At 73.3% G+C, this 13,462-nt stretch carries 11 protein-coding genes; 9 read left to right on the forward strand and 2 right to left on the reverse strand.

Annotated elements, in window-relative coordinates:
• The first annotated feature begins 11 nt into the window (after positions 1-11).
• The 5 genes from dxr (at position 12) to AB0P06_RS25655 (ending at position 5,529) form a co-directional block, all read left to right on the forward strand.
• Complete coding sequence (gene dxr, locus AB0P06_RS25635; RefSeq protein ID WP_363611166.1) at positions 12-1,241, forward strand: 1-deoxy-D-xylulose-5-phosphate reductoisomerase; 1,230 nt, start codon at positions 12-14, stop codon at positions 1,239-1,241.
• Between the two features lie 56 nt (positions 1,242-1,297).
• The gene (locus tag AB0P06_RS25640) at positions 1,298-2,602 is read left to right on the forward strand and encodes a site-2 protease family protein (protein ID WP_363611168.1); all 1,305 of its coding nucleotides are present in this window, start codon (positions 1,298-1,300) and stop codon (positions 2,600-2,602) included.
• 129 nt (positions 2,603-2,731) lie between these two features.
• Complete coding sequence (ispG, locus tag AB0P06_RS25645) at positions 2,732-3,892, forward strand: flavodoxin-dependent (E)-4-hydroxy-3-methylbut-2-enyl-diphosphate synthase (protein WP_363611170.1); 1,161 nt, start codon at positions 2,732-2,734, stop codon at positions 3,890-3,892.
• A gap of 148 nt (positions 3,893-4,040) precedes the next feature.
• Entirely contained in the window at positions 4,041-4,916 is an 876-nt protein-coding gene (locus AB0P06_RS25650) for a GNAT family N-acetyltransferase (protein WP_363611238.1), read from the forward strand.
• A gap of 43 nt (positions 4,917-4,959) precedes the next feature.
• Positions 4,960-5,529 carry a GNAT family N-acetyltransferase gene (locus tag AB0P06_RS25655; protein WP_363611172.1) on the forward strand — a complete coding sequence of 190 codons (570 nt, stop codon included), beginning with the start codon at positions 4,960-4,962 and terminating at the stop codon, positions 5,527-5,529.
• Here AB0P06_RS25655 and AB0P06_RS25660 read toward each other — a convergent pair.
• Both AB0P06_RS25660 and AB0P06_RS25665 read right to left on the reverse strand, forming a co-directional pair.
• Positions 5,502-6,425 carry an aminoglycoside phosphotransferase family protein gene (locus AB0P06_RS25660; protein ID WP_363611174.1) on the reverse strand — a complete coding sequence of 308 codons (924 nt, stop codon included), beginning with the start codon at positions 6,423-6,425 and terminating at the stop codon, positions 5,502-5,504. The genes AB0P06_RS25655 and AB0P06_RS25660 overlap by 28 nt on opposite strands.
• Positions 6,426-6,552: 127 nt before the next feature.
• Complete coding sequence (locus AB0P06_RS25665) at positions 6,553-7,680, reverse strand: ferritin-like domain-containing protein (RefSeq protein ID WP_363611240.1); 1,128 nt, start codon at positions 7,678-7,680, stop codon at positions 6,553-6,555.
• A gap of 304 nt (positions 7,681-7,984) precedes the next feature.
• Between AB0P06_RS25665 and rimP the strand changes: the two genes are divergently transcribed.
• The 4 genes from rimP (at position 7,985) to infB (ending at position 13,401) form a co-directional block, all read left to right on the forward strand.
• Positions 7,985-8,551: a ribosome maturation factor RimP gene (gene rimP, locus AB0P06_RS25670; RefSeq protein WP_363611176.1), complete on the forward strand. Its 567-nt coding sequence runs from the start codon at positions 7,985-7,987 to the stop codon at positions 8,549-8,551.
• 54 nt (positions 8,552-8,605) lie between these two features.
• Positions 8,606-9,619: a transcription termination factor NusA gene (gene nusA, locus AB0P06_RS25675; RefSeq protein ID WP_363611178.1), complete on the forward strand. Its 1,014-nt coding sequence runs from the start codon at positions 8,606-8,608 to the stop codon at positions 9,617-9,619.
• A gap of 127 nt (positions 9,620-9,746) precedes the next feature.
• Positions 9,747-9,995, forward strand: a complete 249-nt coding sequence (locus AB0P06_RS25680; protein ID WP_363611180.1) for a YlxR family protein — start codon at positions 9,747-9,749, stop codon at positions 9,993-9,995.
• A gap of 247 nt (positions 9,996-10,242) precedes the next feature.
• Positions 10,243-13,401, forward strand: coding sequence for a translation initiation factor IF-2 (gene infB, locus AB0P06_RS25685; RefSeq protein WP_363611182.1), 3,159 nt, complete (start codon positions 10,243-10,245; stop codon positions 13,399-13,401).
• Positions 13,402-13,462 lie beyond the last annotated feature (61 nt).

Below are 13,462 nucleotides of genomic sequence, written 5' to 3' on the forward strand. Positions count from 1 at the left end.
ACAATGGGCGCATGACTTCGCTTGCCCACCCGCAGCTGCGTTTCACGCCGACCGTGCAGGACCCGTCCGCTCCCCGGGAGCTGGTGATCCTCGGTTCCACCGGGTCGATCGGCACCCAGGCCATCGACGTGGTGCTCCGCAACCCGGACCGGTTCTCCGTGGTCGCCCTGTCGGCGGCCGGCGGCCGGGTGGAGCTGCTCGCCGAGCAGGCCCTGCGGCTGGGCGTGCACACGGTGGCGGTCGCCGACCCGGCCGCCGAGCCGGCGCTGCGCGAGGCGCTGGCCGCCAGGGCCGGCGGCCGTGCGCTGCCCGCCGTGCTGGCCGGTCCGGACGCGGCGACCGAGCTGGCCGGGATGGAGTGCCACTCGGTGCTGAACGGCATCACCGGCTCGATCGGGCTGCGTCCCACGCTGGCCGCCCTGGCGGCGGGCAGGGTGCTGGTGCTGGCCAACAAGGAGTCGCTGATCGTCGGCGGCCCGCTGGTGAAGGCGGTGGCGAAGCCGGGGCAGATCGTGCCGGTGGACTCGGAGCACGCCGCGCTGTTCCAGGTGCTGGCCGGCGGTACCCGGGCCGAGGTCCGCAAGCTGGTGGTCACCGCGAGCGGCGGCCCGTTCCGCCGGCGGACCCGCGAGCAGCTGGCGGGCGTCACCCCGGCGGACGCGCTGGCGCACCCGACCTGGGCGATGGGCCCGGTGGTCACGGTCAACTCGGCCACCCTGGTGAACAAGGGGCTGGAGGTGATCGAGGCGCACCTGCTGTACGACGTGCCGTTCGACCGGATCGAGGTCGTGGTCCATCCGCAGTCGGTGGTGCACTCGATGGTGGAGTTCACCGACGGTTCCACTCTGGCGCAGGCCAGTCCGCCGGACATGCGGATGCCGATCGCGCTGGGGCTGGGCTGGCCGGACCGGGTGCCGGACGCGGCGCCGGGCTGCGACTGGACCAAGGCCGCCACCTGGGAGTTCTTCCCGCTGGACAACGAGGCCTTCCCTGCGGTGGAGCTGGCCCGCGAGGTGGGCTCGCTGGGCGGTACCGTGCCGGCCGTTTTCAACGCCGCCAACGAGGAGTGCGTGGACGCGTTCCTGAACGGCCGCCTCGCTTTCACGGGAATCGTGGACACTGTTGCCAAGGTCGTGGCCGAACACGGCACCCCGGCGTCGGGAACTTCTCCGACCGTCGAGGACGTCCTGCACGCGGAGGACTGGGCCCGCGCCCGGGCCCGCGAGCTGGCGGCCGGCTGACGACGGCGCACGACCCCTGACGACGACGAGCGGAGCGGCATGACGGAGGACCAGCGGTGGCAACGGTTTTGACGGTGGTCGGCATCCTGGTCTTCGCGGTCGGGCTGCTCTTCTCGATCGCCTGGCACGAGCTCGGCCACCTCTCGACGGCGAAGCTGTTCGGCATCAGGGTGCCGCAGTACATGGTCGGCTTCGGTCCGACCATCTGGTCCCGGCGCAGGGGTGACACCGAGTACGGCATCAAGGCGATCCCGCTGGGCGGGTACATCCGCATGATCGGGATGTTCCCGCCCGGCGAGGACGGGCGGATCACCCAGCGCAGCAGCTCGCCCTGGCGGACGATGATCGAGGACGCCCGGGAGGCCTCCTACGAGGAGCTCCAGGAGGGTGACGAGCAGCGGCTCTTCTACACCCGCAAGCCGTGGAAGCGCGTCATCGTGATGTTCGCGGGCCCGTTCATGAACCTGATCCTGGCTTTCGGGCTGTTCCTGACGGTGATGATGGGCTTCGGCGTCACGATGGCGGTGCCTACCATCCGCACCGTCTCGGAGTGCGTCGTCAAGGCCGGCCAGCCCACCGACGAGTGCCCCGCGGACGCCCTGCCGGCCCCGGCGTTCAAGGCCGGGCTGAAGCCGGGGGACAAGGTCCTCTCCTTCGACGGGGACCGGATCGGCAGCTACGACCAGCTCCAGGCGGACATCCGCAGGTCGGCCGGGAAGACCGTGCCGATCGTGGTGGAGCGCGGCGGGCAGCAGCTCACCCTCACCCCGACCATCGCCGTCAACGACGTCCAGAAGTACGACGCCAACAACATCCCGCTCAAGGGCCAGACCGTGCAGGCCGGCTTCCTCGGCTTCACGCCGAGCAGCGGGGTCGTCCGGCTGGGCTTCGGCCAGTCTCTCGACCGGATGTACGACATGGCCGAGGGCGGGGTGAAGTCGCTGGTCGCCCTGCCCGGCAAGATCCCGGGCCTCTGGCATTCGGTGGTGGACGGCACCCCGCGGGACGCCGACTCGCCGATCGGCATGGTCGGCGCGGCCCGGGTCAGCGGCGAGGTCTTCTCGCTCGAGATCCCCGGCAGCCAGCGGATCGCCACCTTCGTGAACCTGCTGGCCGGCATCAACCTGTCGCTCTTCCTGTTCAACATGCTGCCGCTGCTGCCGTTGGACGGCGGTCACATCGCCGGCGCGGTCTGGGAGTCGATCCGCCGGCGCACCGCGCGTCTGTTCAAGCGGCCGGACCCGGGCCCCTTCGACGTCGCCCGGCTGATGCCGCTGGCGTACGTGGTGGCCAGCGTCTTCATCGGCTTCACCCTGCTGGTGCTGGTCGCCGACCTGGTCAACCCGGTCAAGATCAGCTAGCCGGCGGGTGTGCCCGGCCCCGGCCGGGTGCCGTACCGTTGGAGGCCGGGTACGCGGACATCGGCGTGCCCGGCCCGGCTGTCCCTACCCGCCGGACCGACGACCTCAACCCCGGGGAACCCTGCGCACATGACCGCGATCTCGCTCGGTATTCCGTCCCTGCCGCTCAAGCCGCTCGCCCGGCGCCGTGTCTCCCGGCAGATCATGGTCGGCAACGTACCGGTCGGCGGCGACGCCCCCGTGTCGGTGCAGTCCATGACCACCACGGTGACCTCGGACATCAACGCCACGCTGCAGCAGATCGCGCAGCTGACCGCCTCCGGCTGTCAGATCGTGCGGGTCGCCGTCCCCTCCCAGGACGACGCGGACGCGCTGCCGATCATCGCGAAGAAGTCCCAGATCCCGGTCATCGCCGACATCCACTTCCAGCCGAAGTACGTCTTCGCCGCGATCGACGCCGGCTGCGCCGCGGTCCGCGTGAACCCGGGCAACATCAAGGCCTTCGACGACAAGGTCGGCGAGATCGCCAAGGCCGCCAGGGCCGCCGGGACGCCGATCCGGATCGGCGTCAACGCGGGCTCGCTCGACAAGCGCCTGCTGGAGAAGTACGGCCGGGCCACCCCCGAGGCGCTGGTGGAGTCCGCGCTCTGGGAGTGCTCGCTGTTCGAGGAGCACGACTTCCGTGACATCAAGATCTCGGTCAAGCACAACGACCCGGTCGTGATGATCAACGCCTACCGTCAGCTCGCCGCCGCCTGCGACTACCCGCTGCACCTCGGCGTGACCGAGGCCGGTCCGTCCTTCCAGGGCACCATCAAGTCCGCGGTCGCCTTCGGCGCGCTGCTCGCCGAGGGCATCGGCGACACCATCCGGGTCTCGCTCTCGGCCCCGCCGGCCGAGGAGATCAAGGTCGGCAACCAGATCCTGGAGTCCCTCGGCCTGCGTCAGCGCGGCCTGGAGATCGTCTCCTGCCCGTCCTGCGGCCGCGCCCAGGTCGACGTCTACAAGCTCGCCGAGGAGGTCACCGCCGGCCTGGAGGGCATGGAGGTGCCGCTGCGCGTCGCGGTCATGGGCTGCGTCGTCAACGGTCCCGGCGAGGCCCGTGAGGCCGACCTCGGGGTCGCCTCGGGCAACGGCAAGGGCCAGATCTTCGTCAAGGGCGAGGTCATCAAGACCGTCCCCGAGTCGAAGATCGTCGAGACGCTGATCGAGGAGGCCCTCAAGCTCGCCGAGCAGATGCAGGCCGACGGCGTCGAGGCGGGTGCTCCGACCGTCGTCGCGGGCGAGTGACCACGCGGGTGGTTTGATCGCGGTGTTTTCCGAAGGCGGGGCCGTCCGTGCGCGGACGGCCCCGCGGCCGTAGCCGGGTGGGGCCACGGGATAGGGTGCGGCCAGAGTCGTCTAGTGAGGTGCTGTCTCGATGCTCGATCGAGGTGCGATGCTCCCCAGCTCGTTCCAGGCCGCCCGGGCCCTGGCGACCACCCGCGTCCTGGAGGCACCCGACCTCGCGGACACCCTGGAGGTGCTCCGCCGGGACCCGGTCGCCAACGCCTTCGTCGCCACCCGGGTCGAGGCGGTCGGTCTCGATCCCTGGCGGCTCGGCGGCGAGATGTGGGGCTGGTACGACGAGCGCGGTGAGCTGGACGCGCTCTGCTACGCCGGGGCCAACCTGGTCCTGGTGAACGCCGGGCCGCAGGCCGTCCAGGCCTTCGCCGAACGCGCCCGCCGGCAGGGCCGCCGCTGCTCCTCGATCGTGGGCCCGGCCGGGCCCACCGCCGCCCTCTGGGCACTGCTGGAACGCAGTTGGGGCCCGCCCCGCGAGATCCGGGCCCACCAGCCACTGCTCGCCACCGCGGTGCCGTCGGCCGAGATCGACCCCGACCCGCTGGTGCGGCGGGTGCGGCGGAACGAGATCGAGACGCTGATGCCGGCCTGTGTGGCGATGTTCACCGAGGAGGTCGGGGTCTCCCCGCTGGCCGGCGACGGCGGGCTGCTCTACCAGGCCCGGATCGCCGAACTCGTCTCCGCCGGGCGCTCGTTCGCCCGGATCACCGAGGACGGCCGGGTGGTGTTCAAGGCCGAGGTCGGGGCCGTCACGGAGGGCGCCTGCCAGATCCAGGGCGTCTGGGTGGCCCCCGAGTACCGCGGTCAGGGCCTGTCCGAGACGGGCATGGCGGCCGTGCTGGACATCGCCCTGCGCGAGGTCGCCCCGGTGGTCTCGCTGTACGTCAACGACTACAACCTGCGGGCCCGGGCGGCCTATCGGCGGGTGGGCTTCCGCGAGGTCGGCGCCTTCATGAGCGTCCTGTTCTGACCTCCGCCCGCGGGCGGGCCGGACGGGTAGTAACGTCCGGGGCATGGATCAGCTGACCGGGGTGACGATCGAGGCCATCGACCTTGCGACGTGGGCGCCGCAGGCCCTCGATGTCCAGGCGGTGGCGTTCGGGCTGACGCCCGAGGAGGTCGCGGTACGGCTGCACATCGTCGGGCGGCACGCCCAGCAGCCCGGGGTGATCGCGCTCGGCGCGCTGAGCGGCGGCCGGCTGGTCGGCTTCGGGTACGGGATGCCCAACCACCGCGAGCACTGGTGGAGCAGCGTGATCGAGCCCTACCTGGAGGCGCGCGGGTACGGCGACTGGCTGGACGACGTCTTCGCGGTCACCGAACTGCACGTGCTGCCCGAGTTCCAGGGGCAGGGGATCGGCTCCGGTCTGATCCGGACGCTCTGCGAGCGGTCCGGGCGGCCGCGCAGCATCCTCTCCGCGATCGACGCCGAGACGCCCGCCCGCCGCCTCTACCGCTCGCTCGGCTACCGGGACCTCGCCCGCGCGGTGCACTTCCCGAACACCGACCGCCTGTACGCGGTGATGGGCGCCCCGCTGCCGTTGCGCGGGCCGGGTCAGAGCACTCCGGCGAACTCCAGGTAGAGCTCGGCGTCCTCCCGGCGGCCCGCCGCCAGGGCGCGCAGGCCGAGGTCGGCCGCGCGGAACAGCGTCCAGCCGCGCAGCCGGTCCTGTTCCACCTCCAGGGCGTCGGAGAGCTGACGCAGCCGGCGGCGGGCCGCGGCGGCCGCGCCCGGGGAGCCGATCAGGGTGTCCGCCCGGTCCAGGGCCAGCCGGGCCAGGTCGTAGGCGCGTTCGCCGACCAGTGGGCGGGGATCGATCGCCAGCCAGGGCGCGCGGTCGGCGGCGAGCACATTGCCGTGGTGGAAGTCGCCGTGCAGCAGGAACATCTCGTCGGCGGAGGCGAGCAGTCCCTCGGCGGTCTCCAGGGCCTCGGCCACCAGGGCGGCGGCCTCGGCCGCGCCGGGCAGTTCGCGGTGGCGGCGCAGGCCGTCGGAGCCGACGGCGACCCGGCCGGCCAGGCTCTGGTAGGGGTGGCTCTTGGGCGCCGGCGTCCAGAGCCGGCGCAGCAGGCTGGTGGCCTCCAGCATCGCCTTCGGCTCGGCCAGCGAGCGCAGCGGGATCTCGCCGTGCAGCCGCTCCAGCAGCAGCACCCCCTCGGCGGGGTCGGCGTCCAGCAGCAGGACGGCGCCGCGGCCGGCCCAGTGGGTGAGGGCGGCGTGCTCCTGGGCGGTCTCCGGGGTGAGCAGGCCGGCCTTGAGGACGGCGGGGGTGAGGTCGTCGCGTCGGACGTACCCGATCAGGCTCAGCGCGCCCCCGGGGTCGAGCACCCGCTCCAGGGTGAGGTTCCAGCGGGCCAGATGGGTGGCCACGTGCGCGGGCAGCCCGGCCAGCCAGCGCCGCCCCGCTTCACCCTCGCCCTCGCCGACGCTGTGCGTCAGCCAGGCGGGGACGGTGATCTGCCCTGGTGCTGCCGACATGCTGGCCTTCCGGTTGGCGCTTCCCCCGTGGTACTACCCGTCCATTGTCGGCCATATCTGCGAAACCGCAGGTCAGCGACGCGAAGGGGATGAGCGGGGGAAGCCCGGCGGGCGGCGGGACCGCAGGTCAGGCGGTCGGTGTCGGGGTCGTGCCGGGGCCGGTGGTGCCGGGGGTGGGGACGGCCGGGTCGGGGAGGCCGGGGAAGGGGGTGGCGGCGGCGCCCCAGCGCCGGGCACGCAGGGCGCTGTCGCGCAGGGAGTCGGCGGCGGTGGCGCGCTGGGGGCCGGTGGTGGCGGCGACCAGGTCGGCGTAGACGGCCGCGAGGCGGGTCTCGATATGGGCGGCGAGCCGGCCCGCGCCCGCCGCGTCGGTGACGGCGAACGGCAGCTGGTACCCGGCGGCCGCGGCGCTCGGGGTGACGCCGACCCCGCCGAGCACCCGCTGCCAGGCGTCCCGCCGGGCCTGGTGGGCGGCCAGGGCGGTCCGGGCGTCGGCGCGCTGCTGGTCGTCGGGGAGCCGGGCGCCGACCACGCCGTAGCCGTAGACGGCGGCGTGTTCGGAGCTCAGCGCGCGCTGGAGGGCGGTGACGGCCTCCGGGCTCAGCCCCGCCCCACTGGCGGCCGCCGAGGGCGAGACCGGCCCCGACGGGGAGGGCGAGGAGGAGGACGGGGCGGTGGTGGGAGCGGCGGACGGTACGGGCGGTGGCGGGGCCGGGGTGGTCGGCGGGGCGTCGTCGCCGAGGGCGACGGCGTGCAGGACCCCGGCGGCGGAGACGGAGGCGAGCAGCCGGGCCAGCTGGGGCGAGGCGGCGCCGAGGTCGGCGAGCCGGGCCTGCGCGGTCTGCCGTTCGAGCGAGGCGAGCGCGGCCTCGGTACCGACGGCCGAGGTCGGTGCCGTGGACGGGGACAGCGACAGGGACGCGGACGCGGAGGAGGCGGCGGTACCGGGGGAGACCGAAGCCGTCGGCAGCCCGGCGGCCAGCGCGGCCCGGTGCTGGACCACCTCGGCCCGCAGCGGCTGGAGCTGCGCGGCCTGCCCGGCACCCGGACCGGCCAGCAGGGCGTCGTACCCGGCGAGCAGGGTGTCGGTGTCGGTGACGGCGCGCAGCCGGACCGGCTCGTCCGGGTCGGGGCGGCGGCGGTCGCCCGGCCCGCCGCCGTCGCCGTCGTGGGAGCCGGTGCAGGCGGTGAGCGCGCCGCCCGCGGTGAGGAGCAGCCCAAGGGCCAGGAAGGTCCGTCGGCTGGGCGGCTGCATCGTCGTCACTCCGGGGCGTGTACGGGAGGACGGCCTGCCCGCCTGCCCTCGTTGGCGTGAATGATTACAGAATCCTCACGTAGCCGGGCACGGATTCGATCACACCGCGTCCCGGCCCGCCGGTGTGACCTTGCTCGCAGTGGGTGTCGCGCGGGCGGCCGTGCGCTGCCCGGAATCGGTGGTTGGCGGCTTCACCGGATAGGCTTTGGGCCGAGCTGCCGCGACCCGGTCTGCGCCCGACCGGCGCCAGGGGACGCGGAGCGACCTTCTGACAACAGCAGACGCGGCCGAGGAGTCCACCCGGATGAGCACCACCCACACCGACCGGCTGCGCGCGTTGCTGGAGCCGCTGGCCGCTCAGTCGGGCCTGGACCTGGAGGACGTCAAGGTCACCCGGACGGGCAGCCGCCGCCAGGTGCAGATCGACGTGGACGCCGACGGCGGCGTGGACCTGGACGCCATCGCCGAGTTCAGCCGCGTGGTCGGCGAGGCCCTGGACGAGTCCGACGTGATGGGCTCCGGCGCGTATGTGCTGGAGGTCGGTTCGCCGGGCGCGGAGCGTCCGCTCACCGAGCCCCGCCACTGGCGCCGGGCCGAGGGCCGGCTGGCCAGGATCCACCTGTCCGACGGCGGCGAGATCGTCGCCCGGGTGCTGGAGGCGGACGAGGACGGCGCGCTGGTCGAGGTCCAGCCGGTGAAGGGCCGGGGCCGGGCCAAGGAGCGCCGTCTGGAGTACGCCGAGGTGGCGCGGGCCCGCGTCCAGGTGGAGTTCAACCGCAAGGACGAGCAGCTCCTCGACGAGGCCGAGGACTTCGCGGACGCCTCGGCGGACGACGACGCCCCCGAGGAGGGGGACGACGGTGCGGAGTGACGACCTGCGCACCGACCGCACCATGTACGTGACGAAAGACGAGGAGGCGTAGCCGTGGACATCGACATGAGCGCCCTGCGCACGCTGGTTAACGAGAAGAACATCCCCTTCGACCTGCTGGTCGAGTCCATCGAGTCCGCCCTCCTCACCGCGTACCACCGCACCGAGGGCTCGCGCCGCCGCGCCCGGGTCGAGCTGGACCGCAAGTCGGGCCATGTCACCGTGTGGGCGACCGAGGACCCGGCCGAGCTGGAGGAGGGCGTCGAGCCGAAGGAGTTCGACGACACCCCGAGCGGCTTCGGCCGGATCGCGTCCAGCATCGGCATCCAGGTGATGATGCAGCGTCTGCGCGACGCCGCCGACGACCAGACGTTCGGCGAGTACGCGGGCAAGGAGGGCGACATCGTCACCGGTGTCGTCCAGCAGGGCAACGACCCGAAGAACGTGCTGGTGGACATCGGCAAGCTGGAGGCCATCCTGCCGCCGCAGGAGCAGGTCCCGGGCGAGGACTACCGGCACGGCACCCGTCTGAAGTGCTACGTGGTGGCGGTGCGGCGCGGTGTCCGCGGCGCCTCGGTGACGCTCTCGCGCACCCACCCCAGCCTGGTGAAGAAGCTGTTCGCGCTGGAGGTCCCGGAGATCGCGGACGGCAGCGTGGAGATCGCGGCGATCGCCCGTGAGGCCGGTCACCGCACCAAGATCGCGGTCTGGTCGCGCCGGGCCGGGCTGAACGCCAAGGGCGCCTGCATCGGCCCGATGGGCAGCCGGGTGCGCGCGGTGATGGGCGAGCTGCACGGCGAGAAGATCGACATCGTGGACTGGTCGGAGGACCCGCGGGAGATGGTCGCCGCCGCGCTGTCCCCCGCACGGGTGACCAGTGTGGAGATCGTCGACTTCGCCCAGCGCTCCGCACGGGTGATCGTGCCGGACTACCAGCTGTCGCTGGCGATCGGCAAGGAGGGGCAGAACGCCCGCCTGGCCGCCCGCCTCACCGGCTGGCGGATCGACATCCGCCCGGACACCGAGGGGCAGCCGGAGAACGGCGGCCGGGAATCCTCGGACCAGTAGTCAGCGTCGTCACAGGCCCCCCGCCGGTCCTTCCCGGATCGGCGGGGCGGCGCCATGTCCCTTCGGAGGGGTAGACTTGCCTTCGTCTGGCCGGACGCATGTCCGAGCACGCCCGGAACGCACCTGCGTGGGCTGCCGCAAGCGAGCGGCCAAGCACCAGCTGTTGCGTGTCACGGCGGTTGAGGGCGTCTGCGTCCCCGACCCCCGTGGCGCACTGCCGGGCCGGGGCGCGTACCTGCACCCCGAACCGGCCTGCCTCGACCTCGCGGTCCGCCGTCGGGCGTTCCCCCGGGCCTTCCGGCTCCAGGGCGCGCTCGACACGGAGCGGCTCCGCGAGTACATCGAGGAGCGGGCAGGCGACACCCCGGGGCCCTGAGTCCACTCAGGCCCGCCCGGTGGGCACCTTCCGCTACGGCCGCCGCTCTGCGGCGGAGAACCACCGCAACAAGCACAGCGCTCGGGCAGCCGCGCGCCGTGCCACCAGTCAGGTACCTCGCGATGTGGAAGTAGGTCGAGATTGCGATGAGCACTCGATGAGTACGCGATGAGTACGCGATGGGTACGCCCATGAAGTAGCGACGGTCCGGCGGACGAGACACCCCGGACTCATAGACAGGAGTGAAGTGGCTAAGGTCCGGGTTTACGAACTCGCCAAGGAGCTTGGCTTGGAGAGCAAGGCCGTCATGGCCAAGCTCACCGAGCTCGGCGAGTTTGTCCGTTCGGCGTCCTCGACGATCGAGGCGCCGGTCGTACGCAAGTTGACTGACGCGCTGGGAGTGGCCCCCACCGGTGGCGGTTCCGCTGCCAAGCCGGGCCCGCGCAAGCCCGCGGCGCCCCAGCCCGCCGGTGGCTCCGCCGCCGGCGCGGCCGCACCCAAGCCGGGTGCCCCGACCCCGGGTCCGCGCCCTGCCGCGACCCCGGGCCCCCGTCCCACCCCGGCCGCCGCGGCTCCCGCCGCCCCGGCCGCGCCCGCCGCGACCCCGCGTCCCGCCGCGGCGCCGACCCCGGGCCCGCGCCCGGCGGCTCGCCCCGCCGCTGCCGCGCCCGCGGCCCCGGCTGCTCCGGCGGCCGAGTTCTCCTCGCCGGCTCCGGCCGGCGACGCCCCCGCCGCGCGTCCGGCCGCCCAGGCCCCGCGTCCGGCGGCCGGTCCTGCCGCCGGTGGCGCCCGTCCGGGCCCGCGTCCGGCCGGTCCGCGTCCGGGCAACAACCCGTTCACCTCGGGCAGTGCCACCGGTATGGCCCGCCCCGGCGAGCGTCGTCAGGGTGCGCCCGGTGCCCGTCCGGGTGCCCCGGGTGCGCAGGGCGGCGACCGTCCGGCGCGTCCGGGTGGCGACCGTCCGCGTCCGGCCGGTGCCCCCGGCGCGCAGGGCGGCGACCGTCCGGCGCGTCCGGGCGGTGACCGTCCGCGTCCGGCCGGTGCCCCCGGTGCCGGTGCCCCCCGTCCGGGTGGCGACCGTCCGCGTCCGGCCGGTGCCCCCGGTGCCGGTGCCCCCCGTCCCGGTGGTGCCCCGCGTCCCGACGGCATGCCCCGTCCGGCCGGTCCGCGCCCCGGTGGCCCGACCCCGTCCGGCATGCCGCGCCCGAACCCGGGCATGATGCCGCAGCGTCCGGCTCCGGGCCCGCGTCCCGGCCCCGGCGGCCGTGGTCCGGGTGGCCCCGGCGGCCGTCCGGGTGCTCCGGGCGGTGCCCGTCCCGGCTTCGCCGGCCGTCCGGCCGGTCCGGGCTCGCGTCCGGCCGGTGGCGGCTTCGGCGGCCCGCGTCCCGGTGGCGGTGCCCCGGGTGGCGGCGGTGGCTTCGGCCCGCGTCCGGGTGGCTTCAGTGGCCGTCCCGGCGGCCCGGGTGCCCGTGGTGGCACGCAGGGCGCCTTCGGTCGTGGCCCGGGCGGTCGCCCGGCTCGCGGTCGCAAGTCGAAGCGGGCGAAGCGCCAGGAGTACGAGGCCATGCAGGCCCCGTCCGTCGGCGGTGTGATGCTGCCCCGCGGCAACGGCCAGACCGTTCGCCTGTCGAGCGGCGCCTCGCTGATGGACTTCGCGGAGAAGATCAACGCCAACCCGGCCGCGCTCGTCTCGGTGATGTTCAACCTCGGTGAGATGGTCACCGCGACCCAGTCGGTCTCCGACGCGACCCTCGAGCTGCTGGCCGGCGAGATGGGCTTCATCCTGGAGATCGTCAGCCGGGACGACGAGGACCGCGAGCTGCTGGAGTCGTTCGACATCGACTTCGGTGCCGACGAGGGCGACGAGGACCAGCTGGCCCCGCGCCCGCCGGTCGTCACCGTCATGGGTCACGTCGACCACGGTAAGACCCGCCTGCTGGACGCCATCCGCAAGTCCAACGTGGTGGCCGGCGAGGCCGGTGGCATCACCCAGCACATCGGTGCCTACCAGGTCGCGACCGTCGTCAACGGCGAAGAGCGTCCGATCACCTTCCTCGACACCCCGGGTCACGAGGCGTTCTCCGCCATGCGTGCCCGTGGTGCCAAGTCCACCGACATCGCGATCCTGGTGGTCGCGGCCAACGACGGTGTCATGCCGCAGACGGTCGAGGCGCTGAACCACGCCAAGGCCGCGGGTGTGCCGATCGTGGTCGCCGTCAACAAGATCGACGTCGAGGGCGCGGACCCGACCAAGGTCCGCGGTCAGCTGACCGAGTTCGGTCTGGTGGCCGAGGAGTACGGCGGCGACACCATGTTCGTCGACATCTCCGCGCGCCAGGGTCTGAACATCGACCAGCTGCTGGAGGCGGTCGTGCTGACCGCCGACGCCTCGCTCGACCTGCGGGCCAACCCCGACCAGGACGCGCAGGGTATTGCGATCGAAGCCCACCTCGACAAGGGCCGCGGCGCCATGGCGACCGTGCTCGTGCAGCGCGGTACCCTCCGCGTCGGTGACTCGATCGTGGTCGGCGACGCCTACGGCCGCGTCCGCGCGATGCTCGACGAGAACGGCAACAACCTCGCCGAGGCGGGCCCGTCCCGTCCGGTGCTGCTGCTCGGTCTGACCTCGGTGCCCCGCGCCGGCGACAGCTTCATCGTCGTCGACGAGGACCGCACCGCCCGTCAGATCGCCGAGAAGCGCTCGGCCCGCGACCGCAACGCCGCCTTCGCGCAGCGTCGGGTCCGGGTGTCCCTGGAGGACCTGGACAAGGCCATCGCCGCCGGCTCCATCGAGCAGCTCAACCTCATCATCAAGGGTGACGTCTCCGGTTCGGTCGAGGCCCTCGAGGACGCCCTCGTCAAGCTGGACGTGGGCGAGGAGGTCGAACTCCGGGTCCTGCACCGCGGTGTGGGTGCCATCACCGAGTCTGACGTGGACCTGGCGATGGGCTCGGACGCCATCATCATCGGCTTCAACGTGCGCGCCGAAGGCCGTGCGCGTACCGCGGCCGACAAGGAAGGCGTGGACGTCCGGTACTACTCGGTCATCTACCAGGCGATCGAGGAGATCGAGTCGGCCCTCAAGGGCAAGCTCAAGCCCGAGTACGAGGAGGTGCGCCTCGGCTCCGCGGAGATCCGCGAGGTGTTCCGCTCCTCCAAGTTCGGCAACATCGCCGGTGTCCTGGTCCGCGAGGGCCTGCTGCGCCGCAACGCCAAGGCCCGCCTCATCCGCGACGGCAAGGTCGTGGCGGAGAGCCTCACCATCGAGGGTCTGCGCCGCTTCAAGGACGACGCGACCGAGGTCCGCGAGGGCTTCGAGGCCGGTGTGACCCTGGGGTCGTTCAACGACATCAAGGTCGACGACGTCATCGAGACGTACGAGATGCGCGAGAAGCCGCGCGCGTAGGCGAGTGGCTGCCGGGGCCGGTCGACGGGTGGTATTTCCGTCGACCGGCCCCGGTCTCGCT

This window comes from Kitasatospora sp. NPDC088351 (assembly GCF_040685575.1).
Lineage (GTDB): Bacteria > Actinomycetota > Actinomycetes > Streptomycetales > Streptomycetaceae > Kitasatospora.

Bases quoted from the DNA above. Each gene is read 5' to 3' on its own strand.
- dxr (WP_363611166.1), top strand. From the start codon at position 12: ATGACTTCGCTTGCCCACCCGCAGCTGCGTTTCACGCCGACCGTGCAG.
- ispG (WP_363611170.1), top strand. From the start codon at position 2,732: ATGACCGCGATCTCGCTCGGTATTCCGTCCCTGCCGCTCAAGCCGCTC.
- AB0P06_RS25650 (WP_363611238.1), top strand. From the start codon at position 4,041: ATGCTCCCCAGCTCGTTCCAGGCCGCCCGGGCCCTGGCGACCACCCGC.
- AB0P06_RS25655 (WP_363611172.1), top strand. From the start codon at position 4,960: ATGGATCAGCTGACCGGGGTGACGATCGAGGCCATCGACCTTGCGACG.
- AB0P06_RS25660 (WP_363611174.1), bottom strand. From the start codon at position 6,425: ATGTCGGCAGCACCAGGGCAGATCACCGTCCCCGCCTGGCTGACGCAC.
- AB0P06_RS25665 (WP_363611240.1), bottom strand. From the start codon at position 7,680: ATGCAGCCGCCCAGCCGACGGACCTTCCTGGCCCTTGGGCTGCTCCTC.
- rimP (WP_363611176.1), top strand. From the start codon at position 7,985: ATGAGCACCACCCACACCGACCGGCTGCGCGCGTTGCTGGAGCCGCTG.